Origin of the sequence: Pantoea sp. Ap-967, assembly GCF_011752565.1 — a bacterium.
Lineage (GTDB): Bacteria > Pseudomonadota > Gammaproteobacteria > Pseudomonadales > Pseudomonadaceae > Aquipseudomonas.
In genome coordinates this window covers 93,845-117,293 of sequence record NZ_VWXK01000003.1, presented here as the reverse complement: position 1 = coordinate 117,293, position 23,449 = coordinate 93,845, and the positions used below count along the sequence as shown (strand labels likewise).

Below are 23,449 nucleotides of genomic sequence, written 5' to 3'. Positions count from 1 at the left end.
CCGTCCGGCCGCGCCGCGTGAATGGATAGAGGAAAGCATGAGCAAGCAGATTCTGATTCTCCCAGGTGATGGCATTGGCCCGGAAATCATGGCCGAAGCCGTCAAGGTGCTGGAAGTTGCCAACGACAAGTTCCAGCTCGGTTTCAGCCTGGAGCACGACGTGATCGGTGGCGCTGCCATCGACAAGCACGGCGTGCCGCTGGCCGACGAAACCCTGGAGCGCGCACGCAAGGCCGACGCCGTGCTGCTGGGCGCCGTGGGCGGCCCGAAATGGGACAAGATCGAGCGTGACATCCGCCCTGAGCGCGGCCTGCTGAAAATCCGTTCGCAACTGGGCCTGTTCGCCAACCTGCGCCCGGCCATCCTTTACCCGCAACTGGCCGATGCCTCCTCGCTGAAGCCGGAAATCGTCGCTGGCCTGGACATCCTCATCGTTCGTGAGCTGACCGGCGGTATCTACTTCGGTGCCCCGCGTGGCCAGCGCGAGCTGGAAAACGGCGAGCGCCAGGCCTACGACACCCTGCCGTACAGCGAAAGCGAAGTGCGCCGCATTGCCCGCGTCGGCTTCGACATGGCCCGCGTGCGCGGCAAGAAGCTGTGCTCGGTGGACAAGGCCAACGTCCTGGCTTCCAGCCAGCTGTGGCGCGAAGTGGTCGAAGACGTGGCCAAGGACTACCCGGACGTGGAACTGAGCCACATGTACGTCGACAACGCCGCCATGCAGTTGGTCCGCGCACCGAAACAGTTCGACGTGGTAGTGACCGACAACATGTTCGGTGACATTCTGTCGGATGAAGCGTCGATGCTCACCGGCTCCATCGGCATGCTGCCGTCGGCCTCGCTGGATGCCGACAACAAAGGCATGTACGAGCCTTGCCACGGCTCGGCGCCGGACATCGCCGGCCAGGGCATCGCCAACCCGCTGGCGACCATCCTGTCGGTGTCGATGATGCTGCGCTACAGCTTCAACCAGTCGGCTGCCGCTGAAGCGATCGAGCAGGCGGTCAGCCTGGTGCTGGACCAGGGCCTGCGCACGGGCGACATCTTCTCGGAAGGTTGCCGCAAGGTCGGTACGCAGGAAATGGGCGATGCAGTAGTCGCCGCGCTGCGGAATCTGTAATCTCTCTGGCCCGCCACCGAAAATTCACGGTGGCGGCCCACTTTTAGCAAAGGTGTAGTTGCGATGAAACGTGTAGGTCTGATCGGTTGGCGCGGCATGGTCGGTTCCGTGCTCATGCAGCGGATGCTGGAGGAGCAGGACTTCGACCTTATCGAGCCGGTGTTCTTCACCACCTCCAATGTCGGTGGCCAGGGTCCGAACGTGGGCAAGGATATTGCTCCGCTGAAGGACGCTTATTCGATTGAAGAACTCAAGACCCTCGACGTGATCCTGACCTGCCAGGGCGGCGACTACACCAACGAGGTGTTCCCCAAGCTGCGTGAAGCCGGCTGGCAGGGCTACTGGATCGACGCCGCATCGTCCCTGCGCATGCAGGATGACGCGGTGATCGTGCTTGACCCGGTCAACCGCAAGGTCATCGACCAGCAGCTCGACGCCGGTACCAAGAACTATATCGGCGGCAACTGCACCGTCAGCCTGATGCTGATGGGCCTGGGCGGCCTGTTCGAAGCCGGCCTGGTGGAGTGGATGAGCGCCATGACCTACCAGGCGGCCTCCGGTGCCGGCGCGCAGAACATGCGCGAGCTGATCAAGCAAATGGGCGCTACCCACGCCGCCGTTGCCGACGACCTGGCCAACCCGGCCAGCGCCATCCTCGACATCGACCGCAAAGTGGCTGAAACCATGCGCGGCGAAGGCTTCCCGACCGAGAACTTCGGCGTGCCGCTGGCCGGCAGCCTGATCCCATGGATCGACAAGGAACTGCCGAACGGCCAAAGCCGTGAGGAATGGAAGGCCCAGGCCGAAACCAACAAGATCCTCGGCCGCTTCAAGAGCCCGATCCCGGTCGACGGTATCTGCGTGCGCATCGGTGCCATGCGCTGCCACAGCCAGGCGCTGACCATCAAGCTGAACAAGGACGTGCCGCTGGCCGACATCGAAGGCATGATCAGCCAGCACAACCCGTGGGTGAAGCTGGTGCCGAACCAGCGCGAAATCAGCATGCAGGAACTGACGCCTACCAAGGTGACCGGCACGCTGAACATCCCGGTTGGCCGCCTGCGCAAGCTGAACATGGGCTCGCAGTACCTGGGCGCCTTCACCGTGGGTGACCAGCTGCTGTGGGGCGCCGCCGAACCGCTGCGCCGCATGCTGCGGATTCTGCTGGAGCGTTGATCGCCCTGGCTTGGCCGAAAAACCCGCGTTGGCGACAACGCGGGTTTTTTTATGCCTTGGCACACTGCAACCCTGCCATCCACCGCGTCGCCTGCTTCGCGGCGGTTCGACGCCTCGACAAGGCTGCTCCCACATGACCCGGTAGGAGCGAGCGCAGCTCGCGATGGGCTGCAAAGCAGCCCCAGCACTTTGAGCCGCGAGGCTGAAACCCTGGGGCCGCTGCGCGCCCCATCGCGAGCTGCGCTCGCTCCTACAGGGGATTGCGGCGCGGCCACCCTTGCATTTTGTTTTGTAACAGCACCCCGTCATGCGCGCAAAACATCTGGTTTAACGAGAAGTATTCTCATTATAATCAGCCTCCCCAGTTTGCCTGAGCATAGGAAAGTGCTGACGTGCTGGAACAACTCTTCAACGAACATGCCCGCGCCTTGCACCGCTATTTGCTGCGCAAGAACTGCACGCCAAGCCTGGCAGCGGATATCGTCCAGGAAACCTTCCTGCGGCTGGCGCAGATGGACGGCGTAGAGCGCTTGCTCGCCACCCCGGCCTACCTGTTCCGCGTTGCCCACAACCTGATGATCGACCATCATCGGCGTTACGGCAGCAAGCGCTACGAGGCCGAGGCGGCCGATATCTTCGAGGGCCTGATCGATGAAGCCAGTTCGCCAGAGGATCAGGCCCTGGGAGCCCTGGAGCTGGAGCGCCTGCACGCCATCCTGGAATTGCTGCCCGAACGCACCCGCAACGTGTTCTTGTTGTGCCGGGTCGAAGGGATGACGCACAAGGAGGCCGCCGAGTATTTACGGATATCCACCAGCTCTGTACAAAAACACCTGGCCAGTGCACTGGCCAGAATCGGCCGAGGGCTTGAGCCTGATCACTAGAACAGGCGCTGGCGCTGACCTGGCCGGGTTACCAGAAAAACACCAACAGGCAGCAAACACCACACCGTGAACCCCTCAGAACCTGTTGACCCGATCGAACGCAAAGCCGCCGATTGGGTCATGAAGCACCGTCAAGGCCGCCTCGGTCCCGCCGAGCAAGCGGCCTATGGGCGTTGGCTGGCCGCCGACCCGCGGCACGCGGCTGCCGCCCGGCGCATCGATCACGCCTGGCGGGCCAGCGCGGTGCTGCGCCAGGGCTATGTGCGCCCACCGCGCCCGCCCCGTGCGCGGGGGCCGTTGGCATGGCTGCAGGCAGGCTGGCGGCGGCCGTGGGCATGCACAGGTGCACTGTCGGCGGTGGCCGTGGCCTGCTGGCTGTGGCTGGCGCCGCCGTTCTGGGTTCAGGGCCTGGGCGCCGATTACCAGACCGGCTACGGCGAAGTGCGCCATGTCACCCTGGACGATGGCAGCCAGGTCGAAATGGGCAGCCGCACCCTGCTGAGCGTCAACTATGACGGTCAGCGCCGTACCGTGCGCCTGCAGCGTGGTGAGGCGGTCTTCACGCCTTCGCCCGTGGGGGAGGGGGAGCCTAGGCTGTTCACGGTGGCCACGCCCGGGGCGACGATCACCGCGCGCGGTACTCGTTACCTGGTTGGGGTCGACAAGGACGAACGCTCCGGGTGGGTTGCAGTGCTGCAGCACAGCGTCGAGATCAACCTGGTTTCCCACAGCCTGGACGATGCCTCGGCATCCGCGGTGCTCCAACAAGGCGACAGCTTGCGGTTCGGGCCCCATGAGGGGCTCAAGCCCTTGGCGCAATCGCCCGAGGAACTGGCCAGCTGGCAACAGGGCAAGATCGTGCTGAGGCGCCAGTCCCTGGCTGAGGCCGCCGAGCAGTTGGGCCGTTATCGTCCCGGCCTGACCGTGGTGCGTGGCGATGCGCTGCGACGGCTGCCGGTAAGCGCTGTGGCGCGCCTGGATCATGTCGATGACGCACTCCGGCAGCTGGCTGGGCAAGCGCACGCCCGCGTGCTGGACGTGCCCGGTTTTCTAATTATCTATTGATCTATAAATAATATTTAATAGACCAAATCGCTCTACTGCGTTTGATGCCCTGCGCCGTTACTAGATGCAAATAACTCTTATTTGTTTTTAGCTAGGGTGCTTGGGAACGATGTCAAAGGGAGCTTCGGGGCGCTTTGCCCCACAGAAGGGCAAGCTGAGCCTGGGAATTCAGCTGGCCCTGTTGACCTGCTGCGGTACCGCGCCGGTGCTCGCGGCGCCCGCCGCCAACGATGCGACGGCAGCAGCGATCAGCCAAGCTGGCCAGTACCACGTGTTCGATGTACAGGCCGGGCCGCTTGAAGACGCCATGTTGCAGTTGGCCCGCCAGGCCGGTGCCGAGTTCTACCTCACCGGCAACGCTTTCGCAGGCCTGTACGCCAACCCGGTGCAAGGCCGCTTGTCGTTGCCAGGCGCGCTTGAGCAGTTGCTGGCCGGCTTGCCGGTCAGCTTCAGCCTGAGCGGGCCCACCGGGCAACCGGTGATTCACCTGCGGCCCGCCGATGCCAGCGCTGACGACCTGCACCCGACCTACGTCTACGGCCTGCGCGATGGTCGCTCGCGGGACGAGAAGGGCTACAGCGACATCTACGACCAGGATATTTCCACCGTCTACGCCGGCAAGGAGCAGATCGAGCGTTACAAGGGCGCCGCCCCGGCCGACGTGTTCAAGGGCATGCTCAATGTCTACAGCGGCGATGCGCGCAACAGCGGCGCGCTGGACCCGAACGTGCGCGGCATCCAGGGCCCGGGCCGGGTGCCGCTGACCATCGATGGCACCGAGCAGGCGTTGACGGCTTACCGCGGCTACATGGGCGCCAATAACCGCAACTACATCGACCCCAACCTGATCGGCTCGATCAAGGTTATCAAGGGGCCGAACCTGGAACGCAACGTCTACAGCGGGGTTGGCGGCGCCGTCGTGGCCAACACCCTGAGTGTCGACGACATCCTCAAGGAAGGTGAGGCCTACGGTGGCGAGTTCAAGATCGAAGGCAGCAACAACTCGGTGTCGCCGCGCCTGCCTACCCTGCTGACGGGGCAAATGCCAGGTGCCGACTACCAGTACTACCCGATCAACTCCTATTACGACCCGTCGCTGTACAAGCACCCACGCACCAGTAGCAGCAACGGCTTGCTGTCGAGCGACGATCAGGCCTACCGGCTGGCGCTTGGCACGCAACAGGAGCAGTTCGACCTGATGGCGGCCTATGCCTACCGCGAGAAGGGCAACCACTACGCCGGCAAGAACAAGAGTGGCTACTACGCCAGTGGCGAGATGGTCGAGGGCAAGTGGGACTATGTGCCCAACCTTGCACGCATCTACAAGCCCGGAGACGAGGTGCCCAACACCTCCAGCAAGATGGAGTCGTGGCTGGCCAAGGCCACCTGGAAAATCGACGAAGGCCAGCGCCTGGAGTTCGGCTATCGGGCCACTGACTCCCTGTATGGCGAAATCCTGCCGACACGCATTTCCTTCTTCACGCCGGGAAGCCAATACGATGCCGCCACCTATGGCGTGCCGCAATGGCCATTGAGCCATGTCGACAGCAAGGCCTATAACCTTGAGTACACGCTCAAGCCTGAAGGCAATCCTTGGCTGGATTTCTACTCGAACCTGTGGATGACCCGCACCGTCAGCGACACCTACAGTTCCGGCGGCGTACCCAACGAAACCACCGCCCAGGACCCGGCGTTTCGCAATACCGCGGTCGCCAACGCCAAGCACGACCGTGCCGGCCTGACCCTGAGCAACAAGCTCCGGTTGCTCGACAGCCTGAGCCTGACCTTGGGCGGCAGTTACCAGCATGAAAAGCTCAGCTCTGGCGACAGCATCTACGACCCCACCAGCATTTCGGTTACGCGCATCTACCCGCGGGCGGGGCGCCGGGAGGAGCAGGAGTACAATTTCAACTTCGACTGGCAACCGGTCAGCTTCGCCCGGTTCACCGCCGGCGGGCGCTATTCCTCGTACTGGTCGTTCGATGACTTTCTTCACCAGCAGCAGCGAGACACCGGCCAGACCAGCATGAATGTCCAGTCGGGGCAGGGCGTGGTCTACGTGACACGCAAGCAACTCTCGCAGGAGCAGTGGCAGGCCGTCGTCGATGAGAAGTTGCAGTTCTTCAACGAAATCTGGGACTTGTTCGAAACGCCGATGGAAGAGCGCCAGCCGGTCATCGACCTGATCGAAAGTGAAACGCCGCGGGTACTGGACACCGAGCACAGCCAGCACTGGGCGCATGATGGCAGCGGTCGTTATCGACGGGCCGACAGCCCATGCATCACCGGGGCGGTGGCCGGTGAAGAGATGATCTCGTGCGCCGCCTCAGGCTACTCCTCCGGCGCCGATGCCCGCGACCTGGAGGGCAACCTGGCCAACCAGGTCGTCGATGGCTCGGCCAGGCACCGCAGGGACCAGGGCTGGGTGCCGAACCTCTCGGCAACCTTCTACACCTCGGAAAATGGCCGCTTCTACCTGCGTTACAGCGAAGCGATCCGTTACCCGAGCATGTTCGAGAGCACGGTAGGCTTTTCCGCATCGTTGTCGCCCTGGCCGTTGAAGCCGGAGCATGCACATAACTACGAGGCGGCGTATGTGCATAACTTGAGCGGGTGGCTAGGCAGCGAACAGGCCGATGTAAAGTTTACCTACTACCACAACACCACCACCGATGTGATCGAGCGTAACCCGCAGTTGTTGTTTTCCAATATCGACAAGCAGACGACGGCCGGGCTGGAACTTCAGGGGCGTTATGACAATGGCCGGTTCTTTACCGACCTGAGTGTTGCCCATGTGCTGAAGAACAAAGTCTGCGATGAAAACTCGGCGATACGGCTGGACCCGACCGGGGGTATTCCCAATTGCGTCGACGATGGTTTCGTCGGTGGCTACCTGGCGGGCATGGCAATGCCCGAGTGGTCGGCAAACCTTGGGCTGGGGATGCGTTTTCTGGACCGGCGCCTGGAGGTGGGCGGGCGGGTCATCTACTACAAAGGCCATGACAGCAAGTTCTACAGCAAGTATGCCGACAACCCCATGGTTTCCTATTACTTGAATTCACCGCTGTCCTGGGATGACATCATTACCTACGACGCTTATGTGAATTACAAATTGACCGATGCGGTCAATGTCGAGTTGGTCGGTACCAACTTGTCCAATTTGTATTACCTGGACCCGTTAACCCGCTCGGCCATGCCGGCGCCGGGGCGAACGTTGAAAATCGGTTTGACTGCGACCTTTTGACAATCGAGGTAACGATGGACGGATGAACATTGCCGGAAGGTGGTCGCAAAACGGCACCGATAACGACCCGACTCGCGTCGTCTACTACTCCGGCGACACCGCCGGTCGCGTGCTGCCAACCACCAATGTCAGCTATGCGGTACAGGGCATCAGCAACTACTCCGGTGCCAACCTGCTGTCGGGCAACCTCAACGCAACCTTCGGCAATGCGTCGCCGACGCTGTCGGGCAACCTTGCCAACGGCGCGCTCAAGGTGCAGCTCAACGCCGGTATCAACACCTCGACCGCCGCCTTCTCGGGCATCGCCACTGCCATCAACCCGAGCACCAACGCAACGCTGTCGGCAGGTACTACCCAGGGCAGCTTCTTCGGCGCCGGCGCCAGCGCTTCCCTGGCCGGTATCGCCAAGTTCGCCAACCGCAACTACGACACCGCGTTTGGTGGCGTTAAACAGTAAGCCGGTCAGCTCGATGCTGGTCAGTTAAGTGCACCGGGGCCGCGGCGTGGCCCCGGTGCAGCGTTTTCGAGGTGCCCCGGGAGCCGAGCAATGCCCCAGTCTTCACGCCTGCACTACCTCTTGTTGCTTTACCTCCCGCTTTTATTACCCACTACCGCCCACGCGGACCAAGACACCAACCTGCGCCTGAACCAGAGCATCGAATACCGTGCCAGCCGCCAGGAACGCGAGCTGCTCAAGGACGAAGGCGCCGGTACCACGCTGGTCATCGATGGCCAGGCTTACCGAGTCGGCGACAACCTCGATGACCTGGGGCGTGCGCTGTATCTTTGCGTGCAACGCCAGCAATGGGCCGATGCCGACGCCTTCCGCGCCCGCTACGTCGCTCTGCCAGGCCATGACACGATGCTGGTGGCCTATGCCGACGGTGCCCTGGCCCGCTCACGGGGCGAGCTGGAGCAGGCCGAAACCTACTATCGCCAGCTGCTCGCCCAACAAGGCGACTTTCTACCCGGCCAGCTTGAACTGGCCCGTGTGCTGTTCGAGAACCGCAAGGACCGCGAGGCGGCAGATGCCTTCCGCCAGATCAGCCAGAGCCTGGGGCCGGCCGATGCCCACAACCAGGGCCTGGGCAACAGCGTCGACAGCTTCATCCAGGCGCTGGGCCAGCGCGAACGCTGGCAAGGCTCCTTGGCGATCGGGCCAACCTGGAGCGACAACCTCAACCAAAGCTCCGAAAGCACCACCACCTACCGCCTGGAAACCAGCGATGGGGTCTACCTGGTACAGCGCAAGATGCCCAAGGCGGTTTCGGCAGAGGGCATCGACTATGAGGCCACCCTCAACAAACGCATCGCCCTTGCCGGGCACCACGGTGTATTCGGCCGAGCGCTGGCCTATGGGCAAGCCTACGATCGCCAGGGCAAGTACAACGAAGACACCTTTATCGCTAACGCCGGCTACAGCTATCAGGATGGGCGCAACCAGTACAGCCTGGGGCCTTCGTTCGAGTACAACCGTATCGGCAGCGACCCGATGTATTCAGCCTGGGGCGTGCGCGGGGAGTGGATGCACAACCTGTCCGCCACGCGCATGCTCAGGTTGGAAGGGGAATACAAGGACATGGTCTACCGTGGCCAGGCAGCCGACCTCTACGACGGCAGCGCAACCTCGGTGTATGCCACGCTATGGCAGGCACTGCCGCGCCAATGGACGCTGTTCGGCGGTTTCGATTTCACCGGCCGCGACACCCGCGCCGACACCGAGGCCTACTTCCAGAAAGGCCTGCGCCTGGGGGTGGCCAAGGACTTCGAGGTCGGCGTCAGTGCCGTGCTGTTCGCCTCCTGGCGCACCCGGCAATACGACGCCTACAGCGCCTTGCTCGACGCCCGGCGTCACGAGCGTGAACAGGGCTACACCTTCATCCTGCGGGCGCCGCGCCTGGCCGTGCTGGACGTGGTGCCCAGCCTTACGTTCAAGTACAACAAGGTGCACAGCAACGTCGACTGGCTGTACAGCTGGGAGCGCAACAGCGTCAGCTTCAAGCTGGAAAAGCAGTTTTGACGCCCATTGCGTCGGCTGCGTTGGCCAGCCTCGGGCAATGCGGGTAAAGTGCCGCTCCCGTTTCGCCTGAGGCAGCCCGCACCATGAACCCTACCTTTGATATCGCCGTCATCGGCGCCACCGGCAGCGTCGGTGAAGCCCTCGTACAGATCCTCGAAGAGCTGGACTTCCCGGTCGGCACCTTGCACCTGCTGGCCAGCATGGAATCGGCGGGCAGCAGCGTGATGTTCGCGGGCAAGAAGCTCAAGGTGCGCGAGGTGGACAGCTTCGACTTCAGCCAGGTCAAACTGGCCTTCTTCGCCGCCAGCCCCGCCGTCAGCCGCAGCTTCGCCAGCAAGGCCGAGCAAGCCGGCTGCAGCGTCATCGACCTGTCTGGCGGCCTGGACAACGCCTTGCCAGTGGTGCCCGAGGCCAATGCCCACTGCCTGGAGAACCTGCCATTGCCGGCCCGCCTGGCCAGCCCCAGTTCGGCCACCGTGGCCGTGGCGGTAGCCCTGGCGCCCTTGAAGGGCGAGTTGGATATCGAGCAGTTGCAGGTCATGGCGGCGCTGGCGGTGTCCGCCCAGGGCCGTGAAGCGGTCAACGAGCTGGCCCGGCAAACCGCCGAACTGCTCAACGCCCGGCCCCTGGAACCGCGCTTCTTCGATCGGCAGGTAGCCTTCAACGTGCTGGCCCAGGTTGGCGCTGCCGACGAGCAGGGCCACACCTTCGTCGAGCGCCGTCTGGTCAATGAACTGCGCGTGGTGCTGGGGCTGCCGGCGCTGAAGATTTCCGTGAGCTGCGTTCAAGTCCCGGTGTTTTTCGGCGATAGCTTCAGTGTGGCGGTGCACAGCCGTCGCCCGGTCGACTTGCCTCAGGTCAATGCATTGCTGGAGCAGGCGGCAAGCGTCGAGCGGGTTGAAAATGATGATTATCCGACCCCGGTTGGTGACGCAGTTGGCCAAGACGTGGTCTATGTTGGTCGTATACGCCATGGAATTGACGAAAACCAGCAACTGAACCTGTGGTTGACCACCGACAATGTGCGCAAGGGGGCCGCGCTCAATGCCGTGCAGGTGGCGCAATTGTTGATTAAACACATGGTGTAAAAGATACTGGCGAGCACTTTTGTCCTACACCTCGCGCAGGTTTTTAGGACGATTCTTACAAGGGAAGAGGTCATGCTTCGAATTCGCAAACTGGTTCTGGCCATGGCGGCAGCGTCGGCGCTGTCGTCGGGCATGGCGAATGCCCTGGGGTTGGGTGAGCTGACATTGAAGTCGGCGCAGAACCAACCACTTGACGCCGAAATCGAATTGCTCGATGTCCGCGACCTCACCGCCGCCGAGTTGGCGCCAAGCCTGGCGCCACCGGAAGAGTTCAGCAAGGCCGGGGTGGCCTACACGGCCGAGCTGGAGGGCCTGACCTTCACCCCGGTCATCAACCCCAACGGCAAGAGCGTGTTGCGGGTAACCTCCAGCCAGCCACTGCCCGGTACGGTGGTCAAGTTCCTGGTGCAGGTCATGTGGCCCCAGGGCCGCCTGCTGCGGGACTACAGCGTGCTGCTCGACCAGGCCAAGGCCCAGGGCCAGCAGCCGGCTGCGGCCAACGTCAACCCGGCCACCAGCAGCGCTGGCAGCTACACCACCAAACGCCGTGACACCTTGTGGCAGATTGCCGCGCGCAATACCCAGGGTGGCGGTTCGGTGCAGCAGACCATGATCGCCATCCAGGCGCTGAACCCGGATGCCTTCATCGGCAACAACATCAACCTGTTGAAAGTCGGCCAGGTATTGCGCCTGCCCGACCAGCAGCAGGTTCAGAGCATCCCACGGCCCGAAGCCAATCGCGAAGTGGCCGAGCAGTATGCCGCCTGGCGTGAAGGCCGGCGCCTGGGGCCGCGTGCGCGGCAACTCGATGCCACCCGCCGCGGCGCCGCCGACGCGGCGCCCGAGCGCATCGCCCAGGGTGACAACCTGCGCCTGGTAAGCCCAGGCAGCCAGGCCGGTGCCGGTGGTGCCAAGGCGCTGAACGACAAGCTGGCCGTGGCCCAGGAAAGCCTGGACACCAGCCGCCGTGACAACGACGAGCTGAAAAGCCGCATGACCGACTTGCAGAGCCAGTTGGACAAGCTGCAGAAGTTGATCGACCTGAAGAACGACCAACTGGCCCGCCTGGAAGCCCAGGGCGCCGCCGAGCCGGCCACGCCGCCTGCGGCTGCACCTGGCGAGCCAGCGCCTGCCCAGCCAGTGGCAGAGGCGGCAGCGCCTGCACCTGCCGCCGAGCCTGTGGTCACCCCGGCGCCTGCCGCCGTCGACACCGCGCCGGCCCCTGCAGCCACACCGGCAGCGGAGCCTGCGCCAGAGCAGCCCGCGTCGGGCTGGTTGAGCAACCCGCTGGTGCTGGGCGTGATCGCAGGTTCCGCCTTCCTGGTGCTGCTGTTGCTCTTGCTGCTGGCACGCAAGCACAAGGCCCAGCAGGAGGCTGAAAAGCACCTGCGCATGGCCCAGGCACTGACCGAGGACAGCGAGCGCAACCCGGATTTCGACCTGCCAGCGGGCAGCTTCGATGAGCTGGAAGAAACGACCCTGTCGCCAGCGGTGGTCGCGGCTTCTGCCGCGGCTGCCACGGCGGCGGAAAAACCGCTGGCGGCCGTGGCCGAGCCCGAACCGGTGCAAGACCCGAATGCCGCCTTGCTCGCCGAGGTTGACGAAAGCATCGCCCAGGGCCGCCTGAACCACGCGGCTGACCTGCTGGAAGTTGCCGTGGCGGCGCAGCCGCACAGCGATGCCCTGCGCCTTAAGCTGATGGAAGTCTACGCCCGCCAGGGTGACCACAGCGCCTTTGTCGAGCAGGAGCGCGCGCTGCCGGCTAACGAGGCCAACACCGCACAGGTCAATGGCCTCAAGGAACGCTACCCGGCCATGGTCGGCATCGCGGTGGCCGCCGTGGGCCTGGGCGCTGCCGCACTGGCGGCGGAAATGGACGAGCAGTATGTGCAGGAGTTGCTGCAAGAGCAGCCTGAACCTCCTGTGTTGGCTGAAGACGACGCCCTGGCCGAGCCAGAGCTAGAGCTAGAGCCAGAGCCTGTAGCCGAGCCTGAGCCCGTGCTGGAAGCGGAGCCTGTGCCGGAGCCTGTGTCCGATGAGCAGCTGGATGCAGCCGCCGAAGCGTTCACCGAAACCTCGGTGCTGGACGATGGCGACCTGGACAGTGCGTTCGACCTGAGCCTGGGCGATGACCTGCCGCTGGACGAACACCTTGATCCGCCCATGCTTGAGGAGGCCGACCTGGACGATACGCAGGCGGCGCCCGAGCCACAAACCGATGCCGATGACGATTTCGAGGCCTTGCTGGCCCAGGCCCAGGCAGCACCGGCACCCCAGGATATCGACGAACTGGCCGAGTTCGACCTGAATGTCGTCGAGCCTGCGGCACCTGCCGCTGCCGAGGACGCGCCGGTGGACGTGGCCGCCGAGCTGGCGGCCTTCGATGCCATGCCGGAATTCGACCCGATTTCCGAGCTGGAGCTGCCCCAGGACTTCGACCTGTCGCTGTCGCTTGACGATGATTCGCCGGCGGCCAAGCGTTTCGAGTCGGAACTCAGCGATGTCAACGCCGAACTCGACAAGCTGTCGCAAAACCTGGAATCGCCGTCGCTGGAGCCGCATTTCACCGCTGAGGACGCTGCAGCCGAGCCCGAGCCGTTGGATGACCTGGACTTCGACTTCCTTTCCGGCGCCGATGAAGTGGCCACCAAGCTGGACCTGGCACGGGCCTACATCGACATGGGCGACCACCAGGGCGCTCGCGACATCCTCGATGAAGTGGTCAAGGATGGCGATACCGGCCAGCGCAAGGAAGCCGAGGAAATGCTGACCCGCCTGGTTTGATGCCGGCGCTCTTCGCGGGGCCCCCCTCTCCTAATGTAGGAGCGGGCTTGCCCCGCGAAGAGGCCCTCGAACACCCTGCAAAGCCAACGGCAACCCAATACGGTTGCCGTTGTCGTTATAATCCCCGCCATTTCGTACACCCACAGGTTTCACGCTCTTGGACATCATCGACACCGCCGCTAGCGAAGCGGCCGCCGAAGGCTTCACCCGCATCGCCCTGGGTGTGGAATACAAAGGTTCGCGCTACCGCGGCTGGCAGCGCCAGGCCAGCGGCGTGCCCAGCGTCCAGCAGGCCCTGGAGCAGGCGTTGTCGAAAGTGGCCGACGAGCCGATCAGCGTGATCTGCGCCGGGCGCACCGATGCCGGCGTGCACGGCTGCGGCCAGGTGGTGCATTTCGACACCCGTGCCGTGCGCGACGAGCGTGCCTGGACCCTGGGCACCAACTTCAACCTGCCCCATGACATCAGCGTGGTCTGGTCGCGGCCGATGCCGGCGGACTTCCACGCGCGCTTCAAGGCCTGCGCCCGTCGCTACCGCTACGTGATCTACAACGATCCGATTCGCCCCGCGCACCTGGCCGAGGAAGTGACCTGGAACCACCGCCCGCTGGACGTCGAGCGCATGGCCCAGGCCGCGCAGTACCTGCTCGGCACCCATGACTTCAGCGCCTTCCGCGCCAGCCAGTGCCAGGCCAAGTCACCGATCAAGCATATCCACCACCTGCGTGTGACCCGCCATGGCCAGATGATTGTGCTGGACGTGCGCGCCACGGCCTTCCTGCACCACATGGTGCGCAACATCGCCGGTGTGCTGATGACCATTGGCGCCGGCGAGCGCCCGGTGGAGTGGGCCCGCGAAGTGTTGGAAGGGCGCAATCGCCGCGAGGGCGGGGTGACCGCGCACCCCTACGGCCTGTACCTGGTGCAGGTGGAATACCCCGAGCAATTCCAGCTGCCGCAACGTTACATTGGCCCACACTTTTTGACCGGCTACGACGCCCTGGCTGACTGACGCGCCAAAAGTCATTTGCTACCATCGGGCCCTTCAGTCACCACTCAAGGTTTGCAGTCCATGAGCAACGTTCGCAGCAAGATTTGCGGGATTACCCGCATCGAAGACGCGCTGGCCGCCGCCGAAGCCGGCGCCGATGCCATCGGCTTCGTCTTCTATGCCAAGAGCCCGCGTGCCGTGGACGTGCGCCAGGCACGGGCGATCATCGCCGAGCTGCCACCGTTCGTGACCACCGTCGGCCTGTTCGTCAACGCCTCGCGCTGCGAGCTGAACGAGATCCTCGAAGTGGTGCCGCTGGACCTGCTACAGTTCCACGGCGACGAAACCCCGGCCGACTGCGAAGGCTACCACCGCCCGTGGATCAAGGCCCTGCGGGTGCGCCCAGGGGATGACCTGGAAGCGGCCTGCCAGCACTATCGCGGCGCCAGCGGCATCCTGCTCGACACCTACGTGGCCGGCGTGCCCGGCGGCACCGGCGAAGCCTTCGACTGGGCGCTGGTGCCGGCGCGGCTGAGCAAGCCGGTGATCCTCGCCGGGGGCCTGTCGGCGGCCAACGTCGGCCAGGCGATTGCCCAGGTGAAGCCGTATGCAGTGGATGTCAGCGGCGGGGTGGAGCAGGCCAAGGGCATCAAGGATGCGGCGAAGATCGAAGCCTTCATGCGTGCGGTAAAACAGGCGTGATAGCAGATGTGACGGCTGGCGGCGCGCCATCGTCCATAGGTTTCGCAGCCCTGCGGGGCGGCCCGCGGCATGCCGCGTGGCCATTGAACAGATTGAACACGGCGCGGTACGCAGGCAGCCCCTGCGGCCGGGCCGCCATCGTTTCATAGAAGAATTTGAGCTCAAGGGCAGGGCATGGCCGGCCAGTCCGGTCCCCGTCCGCCAATACTGGAGAAAGAAAGCATGAGCAACTGGTTAGTCGACAAACTGATTCCATCGATCATGCGTTCCGAGGTGAAGAAGAGCTCGGTGCCCGAAGGCCTGTGGCACAAGTGCCCAGCCTGCGAGGCCGTGCTGTATCGTCCGGAGCTGGAAAAGACCCTGGATGTCTGCCCCAAGTGCAACCACCACATGCGCATCGGCGCACGTGCCCGTATCGACATCTTCCTCGACCCGGAAGGCCGCGCCGAGCTGGGCGCCGAGCTGGAGCCGGTCGACCGCCTGAAATTCCGTGACGGCAAGAAGTACAAGGACCGCCTGGTTGGCGCGCAGAAGCAGACCGGCGAAAAAGACGCCCTGATTTCCATGAGCGGCACCCTGATGGGCATGCCGATCGTGGTCAGCGCCTTCGAGTTCTCGTTCATGGGCGGTTCCATGGGCGCCATCGTTGGCGAGCGCTTCGTGCGCGCTGCCAACTATGCCCTGGAAAACCGTTGCCCGATGATCTGCTTCTCCGCCTCCGGTGGTGCGCGCATGCAGGAAGCGCTGATCTCGCTGATGCAGATGGCCAAGACCTCGGCCGTGCTGGCGCGCCTGCGCGAAGAAGGCATTCCATTCATCTCGGTGCTGACCGACCCGGTCTACGGCGGCGTTTCCGCCAGCCTGGCCATGCTCGGTGACGTCATCGTCGGTGAGCCGAAGGCCCTGATCGGCTTCGCCGGCCCGCGGGTAATCGAGCAGACCGTGCGCGAAAAACTGCCGGAAGGCTTCCAGCGCAGCGAGTTCCTGCTGGAGCACGGTGCCATCGACCTGATCATTTCCCGTGGCGAACTGCGCCCGCGCCTGGCTCGCCTGCTGGCGCAGATGACCGGCCAGGCCACCCCGGAGCAGGCCCGTGAGGACGCTGCGGTCGCGTGATGAAACAACGAACCCTGGGCGAATGGCTCGCCTACCTCGAGCAGTTGCACCCTTCGGCCATCGACATGGGCCTGGAGCGGTCGCAGCAGGTGCTGGCGCGGCTGGCGCTGGGCAAGCTGGCGCCGCGTGTGGTCACCGTCACCGGCACCAACGGCAAGGGCTCGACCTGCGCCTTCGTGGCGTCGCTGTTGCGGGCCCAGGGGCTGAAGGTGGGGGTGTACAGCTCGCCCCACCTGCTGCGCTACAACGAACGGGTGCAGATCGATGGCGAGCAAGCCAGCGATGAGCACCTGTGCCAGGCCTTCGCCGCCGTCGAGGCGGCGCGGGGCGATATTTCCCTGACCTACTTCGAGATGGGCACGCTGGCGGCGTTCTGGTTGTTCCACCAGTCGCAGCTCGATGCCGTGGTCCTCGAAGTGGGCCTTGGCGGGCGCCTGGATACCGTCAACGTAGTGGATGCCGACCTTGCGCTGGTTACCAGTATTGGTGTCGACCACGTGGAATACCTGGGTGACACCCGCGAATTGGTGGCCTTCGAGAAGGCTGGCATCTTCCGTGCCGGCAAGCCTGCGCTGTGCGGCGACCTGGACCCACCGCAGCCGTTGCTGGACAAGGCCGGTGAATTGGGCGCGCCGCTTTACCTGCGTGGCCGTGACTTCGACCTGGCCAGTGACGGCAACAGCTGGCGCTGGCGTGGGGTTACCGCCGAGGGCCAGCCGGTCGAACTTGGCGGCCTGCCGCTGCTCGACCTGCCGATGGAAAACGCCACCCTGGCGCTGCAGGCCTACCTGCTGACGGGGCTGCCGTGGCACGCCGGGCAGGTCCGCCAGGCGTTGCTCGATACGCGCATCACCGGCCGCCTCGACCGCCGCCAGTTGACTTGGCAGGGCCGGCCTGTGGAGCTGCTGCTGGATGTCGGGCACAACCCGCATGCCGCGCATTACCTGGCCCAGCGCCTGGCCAGCCGTGCCCCCAAGGGCCGTCGCCTGGCGGTGTTCGGCCTGCTTGCCGACAAGGACCTGGAAGGCGTGATCGCGCCGTTGCAGGGGCTGGTCGACGACTGGGCGGTAGCGCCGCTGGACACCCCGCGCAGCCGCCCGGCTGCTGAACTGGTTGCTGCCTTGACGAACCTCGGCGCAACGGTGAAGTCTTACGTCAGCGTCGACGCCGCCCTTGAAGGGCAATGCGCGCAGGCGACGGCGGATGACCAGATCCTGCTGTTCGGTTCGTTTTTCTGTGTCGCCCAGGCCCTGGAATGGCTGGAGCGGCAGGCCCTGGAGGGGTGATTAGATGGCAGTGCTGGACAAAGGGATGAAGCAGCGCATGGTGGGTGCGCTGGTGCTGGTGGCGCTGGCGGTTATCTTCTTGCCGATGCTGTTCACCCGCGAGGATGAGATGCGCCAGGTGCGCGTCGACGCCCCGCAGGCGCCGGCCATGCCAAGCCTGCCTGAGGTGAAGGTCGAGCCGGTGGCGGTGCCCGAGCCGCAGCCGTTGCCTGAGCAGGCTGAGCCGCCTCAAGTGTCCCAGTCGCCCCAACAGGCGCAGCCGCAGCAACCACCGGTGGTGGTCAATGAGTCCACGCGCCCGGTGACCGCGCCCAGCCAGCCGATCACCCCGTCGCCGCAGACCCAGGTGCAAGCCAAGCCGCAAACACCGGTGCCGGTGCCCAAGGCGGCAGCGCCGGCGCCGTCGAAAATCGACGTCAATGGCCTGCCGGTAAGCTGGTCGATCCAGTTGGCCAGCCTGTCCAACCGGGCGGGTGCCGAGAGCTTGCAGAAAACCCTGCGCAGCCAGGGCTACAACGCCTACATCCGTTCGGCCGGTGGCATGAACCGGGTGTATGTGGGGCCACTGATCGAGCGGGCCGAGGCGGACAAACTCAAGGACGCGATCAACCGCCAGCACAAGCTCAATGGCTTCGTGACACGCTTCCAACCGGAAAAAGGCTGAAGCCCCCTCGCTGCCAGCAGCCACACCGCAGAACCTGGTAGGAGCGAGCGAAGCTCTCGATGGGCTGCAAGGCAGCCCTGCGTTCTAATCCGCGAAGCTGAAACCCTGGGGCCGCTACGCGCCCCATCGCGAGCTACGCTCGCTCCTACCGAGGTGGCGTCGGCTTGGAAATAAGTGCCTGACCAGCAGGCCAGGGCTGAGCCGTTGTTCGCGGATCGCGTTTTTTTCAAGCATAGGGCGCTGCACCTGATTGGTAGGAGCTCGCGATGGGCTGCAAAGCAGCCCCGCTCGCGCCTACAAAAAGGCGGCTTTGGGTGTTAAAACCTGACCCAGGGATCCACCTGACATTCCGCTTACCCAACCCCCGCCGCTCTGGTAAAATGCGCCGCCTCAAACGTCTGCAGGCAGCACCGTGGCCTTTACCCTGGTTGATTGGGCGATCATTGCGATCATCGCCGTCTCCACACTGATCAGTCTCAAGCGCGGCTTCGTCAAGGAAGCCTTGTCCCTGCTCATCTGGATCGTCGCAGGGGCGGTCGCCTGGATGTTCGGCGGGTCGCTTTCGGTGTACCTTGAAAGCTATATCCAGACGCCGTCCATGCGCGTCATTGCCGGTTGCGCCATTCTTTTCGTCGCCACCCTGCTGGTGGGGGCAATGCTCAATTTCCTCATTGGCGAGCTGATCCGCGTGACCGGGCTTTCCGGCACCGATCGTTTCCTTGGCATGGCCTTTGGTGCCGCGCGCGGGGGCTTGCTGGTGGTAGTGGCAGTCGGCCTGCTCAGCCTCGGGCCGGTGCAACAAGACACCTGGTGGCAGGAATCACGCCTGATACCACAGTTTCTATTGGTCGCTGACTGGTCGAAAAACCTGATTCTGGGTTTCACCGGTCAGTGGACTTCCAGTGGGGTGATCAGCGCTCCGGCTGATCTTCCATTCAAGGAGCAGTTGCTCGGGCCGGCAAAGCCCTGAGCGCTGTTCGTTCAAGTTTCATCAAAGTAGGGGTTGCGTCGCATGTGTGGCATCGTCGGTATCGTCGGTAAGTCGAACGTCAATCAGGCGCTGTATGACGCGCTTACGGTCCTTCAGCACCGCGGCCAGGACGCTGCCGGTATCGTGACCAGCCACGACGGCCGGTTGTTCCTGCGCAAGGATAATGGCCTGGTGCGTGACGTTTTCCAGCAGCGCCATATGCAGCGCCTGGTGGGCAGCATCGGCATCGGCCACGTGCGCTACCCGACCGCGGGCAGCTCGACCTCGGCCGAGGCCCAGCCGTTCTACGTCAACTCGCCGTATGGCATCACCCTGGCGCACAACGGCAACCTGACCAACGTCGAGCAGTTGGCCAAAGAGATCTACGAATCGGACCTGCGCCACGTCAACACCAACTCCGACTCGGAAGTGCTGCTGAACGTGTTCGCCCATGAGCTGGCCGTGCGCGGCAAGCTGCAGCCCACCGAGGAAGACGTGTTCGCCGCGGTTTCCCACGTGCACAGCCGCTGTGTCGGTGGCTACGCCGTGGTGGCGATGATCACCGGCTACGGTATCGTCGGCTTCCGTGACCCGCACGGCATCCGCCCGGTGGTCTTCGGCCAGCGCCACACCGATGAAGGCGTGGAATACATGATCGCCTCGGAAAGCGTTGCCCTGGACGTGCTTGGTTTCACCCTGATCCGTGACCTGGCGCCGGGCGAAGCGGTGTACATCACCGAGGAAGGCCAGCTGTACACCAAGCAGTGCGCCGAAGCGCCGAAGCTGCAGCCGTGCATCTTCGAACACGTCTACCTGGCCCGCCCAGACTCGATCATCGACGGTATCTCGGTGTACAAGGCGCGCCTGCGCATGGGTGAAAAGCTTGCCGACAAGATCATGCGCGAGCGCCCCGAGCACGACATCGACGTGGTCATCCCGATTCCCGACACCAGCCGTACCGCTGCCCTGGAGCTGGCCAACCGCCTGGGTGTGAAGTTCCGTGAAGGCTTCGTCAAGAACCGCTACATCGGCCGTACCTTCATCATGCCCGGCCAGGCTGCGCGCAAGAAGTCGGTCCGCCAGAAGCTCAACGCCATCGAGCTGGAATTCCGCGGCAAGAACGTGATGCTGGTGGACGACTCGATCGTGCGCGGCACCACCTGCAAGCAGATCATCCAGATGGCCCGTGAAGCCGGCGCCAAGAACGTCTACTTCTGCTCGGCTGCGCCTGCGGTGCGTTACCCCAACGTCTACGGCATCGACATGCCGAGTGTTCACGAACTGATCGCCCACAACCGTACCACCGAACAGGTGGCCGAGTTGATCGGCGCCGATTGGCTGGTCTACCAAGACCTGCCAGACCTGATCGATTCGGTCGGTGGCGGCAAGATCAAGATCGACCACTTCGATTGCGCGGTGTTCAACGGTGAATATGTCACCGGCGACATCGACGAAGCCTACCTCGACCGCATCGAGCAGGCCCGTAATGACCTGGCCAAGGTGAAGAACCAGGCGGTCAGCGCGATCATCGACCTCTACAACAACTGATTTGGGAGCGACGGCATGACGGATCAATGGGATGCCGGGCGACTGGACAGTGACCTCGAGGGTGTCGGTTTCGACACCCTGGCGGTACGCGCCGGTCAAAACCGTACACCGGAGGCCGAGCACAGCGAAGCGCTGTTCCTGACTTCCAGCTATGTGTTCCGCACGGCCGCCGATGCGGCCGCGCGCTTTGCCGGCGAAACGCCGGGCAACGTCTACTCGCGCTACACCAACCCGACCGTGCGCGCCTTCGAGGAGCGCCTGGCGGCCATGGAAGGCGCCGAGCAGGCCGTGGCCACGTCCACCGGCATGGCGGCGATTCTCGCCGTGGTCATGTCGCTGTGCAGCGCCGGTGACCATGTGCTGGTGTCGCAGAGCGTGTTCGGCTCGACCATCAGCCTGTTCGAGAAGTATTTCAAGCGTTTCGGCGTGCAGGTGGACTACGTCCCCCTGGTCGACCTCGCGGGCTGGGAACAGGCCATCAAGGCCAACACCAAGCTGCTGATCGTCGAATCGCCGTCCAACCCGCTGGCCGAACTGGTCGACATCGGCGCGCTGGCTGAAATCGCCCACGCCCGTGGCGCCATGCTGGTCGTGGACAACTGCTTCAGCACCCCGGCGCTGCAGCAGCCGCTGAAGCTCGGTGCCGACATCGTGTTCCACTCGGCCACCAAGTTCATCGACGGCCAGGGCCGCTGCATGGGTGGCGTGGTTGCCGGCCGTGCGGAGCAGATGAAGGAAGTGGTGGGTTTCCTGCGTACCGCAGGCCCGACCCTCAGCCCATTCAACGCCTGGATATTCACCAAGGGCCTGGAAACCCTCAAGCTGCGCATGCGTGCGCACTGCGAGAGCGCCCAGCACCTGGCCCAGTGGCTGGAGCAGCAGGAAGGCGTGGAGAAGGTGCATTACGCTGGCCTGCCGAGTCACCCGCAGCATGAGCTGGCCAAGCGCCAGATGAGCGGCTTCGGCGCGGTGGTGAGCTTCGAGGTCAAGGGTGGCAAAGAGGGCGCCTGGCGCTTCATCGACGCCACGCGGGTGATTTCGATCACCACCAACCTGGGTGACAGCAAGACCACCATCGCCCACCCGGCCACCACCTCCCACGGCCGCCTGACGCCGCAGGAACGTGACGCGGCGGCCATTCGCGACAGCCTGATCCGGGTTGCCGTGGGCCTGGAAGATGTGGCTGACCTGCAGGCGGACCTCGCCCGTGGGCTGGCGGCACTGTGATGGAAATCAGAGGCAGCGCACCGGGCCATAACGGCCGGGTTGCCCTGGTGACCGGTGCCGCCCGCGGCATCGGCCTGGGTATTGCTGCCTGGCTGATCTGCGAGGGTTGGCAAGTGGTGCTCAGCGACCTTGACCGCCCGCGCGGCACCAAGGTGGCCAAGGCCTTGGGCGACAACGCCTGGTTCATCACCATGGACGTGGCTGACGAGGCCCAGGTCAGCGCCGGGGTTTCCCAGGTGCTCGGCCAGTTTGGCCGGCTCGATGCCCTGGTGTGCAACGCGGCGATCGCCAACCCGCACAACCAGACCCTGGAAAGCCTGAGCCTGGCGCAGTGGAACCGGGTGCTGGCGGTCAACCTCAATGGCCCGATGCTGTTGGCCAAGCATTGTGCGCCGTACCTGCGCGCGCACAATGGGGCGATCGTCAACCTGACGTCCACCCGTGCCCGGCAGTCCGAACCGGACACCGAGGCCTACGCGGCGAGCAAGGGTGGGTTGGTGGCGCTGACCCACGCCTTGGCCATGAGCCTGGGGCCGGAGATTCGCGTCAATGCGGTGAGCCCGGGCTGGATCGACGCCCGTGACCCGTCGCAACGGCGTGCCGAGCCGCTGACCGAGGCCGACCATGCCCAGCACCCGACCGGCAGGGTAGGGACCGTGGAAGATGTTGCGGCCATGGTTGCCTGGCTGCTGTCACGCCAGGCCGGGTTCGTGACCGGCCAGGAGTTCGTGGTCGACGGCGGCATGACCCGCAAGATGATCTACACCTGAGCGCGTTGCGCTGCCTGTACAGGCAGCCCATCCACTTTTGCTTTTTTTGAAAAAAATTCAATGGGGCTATTGACTTAGCTTCGGTACCTGCGTAAATTTCGCGGCCTCAGCGAAGCAAACGCAACAAGCAACATCGCGAGGGTGATTAGCTCAGCCGGGAGAGCATCTGCCTTACAAGCAGAGGGTCGGCGGTTCGATCCCGTCATCACCCACCATTTCCTGAGATTGTTTCTAGTGCTAGCGCTTCCAATGAAGTCGCTAGCCGGAGAGAAACGCACTGCGCAGCGGTAGTTCAGTCGGTTAGAATACCGGCCTGTCACGCCGGGGGTCGCGGGTTCGAGTCCCGTCCGCTGCGCCATTTTTCAGTAACAGATGGGTGCCTGGCACCGGTCTGAAGCAACAGGCGAAAAGCCTGATGCTGATCCCAGTTTCAATCAGGTGAAAGCCTGAACGATACGCAGCGGTAGTTCAGTCGGTTAGAATACCGGCCTGTCACGCCGGGGGTCGCGGGTTCGAGTCCCGTCCGCTGCGCCATCTTCGTTTCAAGGTCCCTAGAACACCTTGAAGCAACCACAAAAGAAGCGATCACATGTCGCTTTTTTTGTGCCTGCCCCGAGGCCATTGCGCCGCAAGGGTAGCCCCAGTTTCAATCGGGCGAAAGCCTGAATGATACGCAGCGGTAGTTCAGTCGGTTAGAATACCGGCCTGTCACGCCGGGGGTCGCGGGTTCGAGTCCCGTCCGCTGCGCCATCTTTGCTCCGAGGCCCCTTGAACGCCTCGAAGCCACGGAAAAA

Annotated in this window: 18 protein-coding genes and 4 tRNA genes; all 22 read left to right on the top strand. The window is 64.0% G+C overall.

Features of this window, described 5'->3' with window-relative positions:
• Positions 1-37 precede the first annotated feature (37 nt).
• The 22 genes from leuB to F3J45_RS04685 all read left to right on the top strand — a co-directional run bounded on the left by leuB (position 38) and on the right by F3J45_RS04685 (position 23,405).
• Positions 38-1,120: a 3-isopropylmalate dehydrogenase gene (leuB, locus tag F3J45_RS04790; protein ID WP_167058148.1), complete on the top strand. Its 1,083-nt coding sequence runs from the start codon at positions 38-40 to the stop codon at positions 1,118-1,120.
• Between the two features lie 63 nt (positions 1,121-1,183).
• Complete coding sequence (gene asd / locus F3J45_RS04785) at positions 1,184-2,296, top strand: aspartate-semialdehyde dehydrogenase (protein WP_085675569.1); 1,113 nt, start codon at positions 1,184-1,186, stop codon at positions 2,294-2,296.
• Between the two features lie 392 nt (positions 2,297-2,688).
• Entirely contained in the window at positions 2,689-3,180 is a 492-nt protein-coding gene (locus tag F3J45_RS04780) for an RNA polymerase sigma factor (RefSeq protein WP_167058145.1), read from the top strand.
• Between the two features lie 66 nt (positions 3,181-3,246).
• On the top strand, positions 3,247-4,245 hold the full coding sequence (locus F3J45_RS04775; RefSeq protein ID WP_370526256.1) for a FecR family protein: 999 nt from the start codon (positions 3,247-3,249) through the stop codon (positions 4,243-4,245).
• A gap of 109 nt (positions 4,246-4,354) precedes the next feature.
• A complete protein-coding gene (locus F3J45_RS04770; protein ID WP_167058139.1) occupies positions 4,355-7,489 on the top strand; it encodes a TonB-dependent receptor domain-containing protein in 3,135 nt (1,044 codons plus the stop codon).
• Positions 7,490-7,511: 22 nt separating this feature from the next.
• Positions 7,512-7,946 (top strand): Slam-dependent surface lipoprotein, encoded by a 435-nt coding sequence (locus F3J45_RS04765; protein ID WP_205300404.1) that lies wholly within the window; start codon positions 7,512-7,514, stop codon positions 7,944-7,946.
• Between the two features lie 90 nt (positions 7,947-8,036).
• The gene (locus F3J45_RS04760) at positions 8,037-9,509 is read left to right on the top strand and encodes a surface lipoprotein assembly modifier (protein WP_167058136.1); all 1,473 of its coding nucleotides are present in this window, start codon (positions 8,037-8,039) and stop codon (positions 9,507-9,509) included.
• An 83-nt stretch (positions 9,510-9,592) separates the two neighbouring features.
• A complete protein-coding gene (locus F3J45_RS04755) occupies positions 9,593-10,597 on the top strand; it encodes an aspartate-semialdehyde dehydrogenase (protein ID WP_167058133.1) in 1,005 nt (334 codons plus the stop codon).
• A 72-nt stretch (positions 10,598-10,669) separates the two neighbouring features.
• A complete protein-coding gene (locus F3J45_RS04750; RefSeq protein ID WP_167058130.1) occupies positions 10,670-13,381 on the top strand; it encodes a FimV/HubP family polar landmark protein in 2,712 nt (903 codons plus the stop codon).
• Positions 13,382-13,547: 166 nt separating this feature from the next.
• A complete protein-coding gene (gene truA, locus F3J45_RS04745) occupies positions 13,548-14,393 on the top strand; it encodes a tRNA pseudouridine(38-40) synthase TruA (RefSeq protein WP_370526295.1) in 846 nt (281 codons plus the stop codon).
• A gap of 60 nt (positions 14,394-14,453) precedes the next feature.
• The gene (locus F3J45_RS04740; protein ID WP_167058124.1) at positions 14,454-15,074 is read left to right on the top strand and encodes a phosphoribosylanthranilate isomerase; all 621 of its coding nucleotides are present in this window, start codon (positions 14,454-14,456) and stop codon (positions 15,072-15,074) included.
• A gap of 222 nt (positions 15,075-15,296) precedes the next feature.
• Positions 15,297-16,190, top strand: coding sequence for an acetyl-CoA carboxylase, carboxyltransferase subunit beta (accD, locus tag F3J45_RS04735; RefSeq protein ID WP_167058121.1), 894 nt, complete (start codon positions 15,297-15,299; stop codon positions 16,188-16,190).
• Positions 16,190-17,476: a bifunctional tetrahydrofolate synthase/dihydrofolate synthase gene (gene folC / locus F3J45_RS04730; protein WP_167058118.1), complete on the top strand. Its 1,287-nt coding sequence runs from the start codon at positions 16,190-16,192 to the stop codon at positions 17,474-17,476. Before accD ends, folC begins: the two co-directional genes overlap by 1 nt.
• Before the next feature lie 4 nt (positions 17,477-17,480).
• Positions 17,481-18,140, top strand: coding sequence for an SPOR domain-containing protein (locus tag F3J45_RS04725; protein WP_167058115.1), 660 nt, complete (start codon positions 17,481-17,483; stop codon positions 18,138-18,140).
• 412 nt (positions 18,141-18,552) lie between these two features.
• Positions 18,553-19,110: a CvpA family protein gene (locus tag F3J45_RS04720; protein ID WP_167058112.1), complete on the top strand. Its 558-nt coding sequence runs from the start codon at positions 18,553-18,555 to the stop codon at positions 19,108-19,110.
• Between the two features lie 42 nt (positions 19,111-19,152).
• A complete protein-coding gene (purF, locus tag F3J45_RS04715) occupies positions 19,153-20,658 on the top strand; it encodes an amidophosphoribosyltransferase (protein WP_167058109.1) in 1,506 nt (501 codons plus the stop codon).
• 15 nt (positions 20,659-20,673) lie between these two features.
• On the top strand, positions 20,674-21,885 hold the full coding sequence (locus F3J45_RS04710) for an O-succinylhomoserine sulfhydrylase (protein WP_167058105.1): 1,212 nt from the start codon (positions 20,674-20,676) through the stop codon (positions 21,883-21,885).
• Positions 21,885-22,655 carry an SDR family oxidoreductase gene (locus F3J45_RS04705; protein WP_205299814.1) on the top strand — a complete coding sequence of 257 codons (771 nt, stop codon included), beginning with the start codon at positions 21,885-21,887 and terminating at the stop codon, positions 22,653-22,655. The genes F3J45_RS04710 and F3J45_RS04705 overlap by 1 nt, the downstream gene beginning before the upstream one ends.
• Before the next feature lie 139 nt (positions 22,656-22,794).
• Positions 22,795-22,870 (top strand) — tRNA-Val (locus F3J45_RS04700).
• Between the two features lie 66 nt (positions 22,871-22,936).
• Positions 22,937-23,013, top strand: a tRNA-Asp gene (locus tag F3J45_RS04695).
• A gap of 99 nt (positions 23,014-23,112) precedes the next feature.
• Positions 23,113-23,189: transfer RNA gene (locus F3J45_RS04690), tRNA-Asp, on the top strand.
• A 139-nt stretch (positions 23,190-23,328) separates the two neighbouring features.
• Positions 23,329-23,405, top strand: a tRNA-Asp gene (locus F3J45_RS04685).
• The last annotated feature ends 44 nt before the right edge of the window (positions 23,406-23,449 follow it).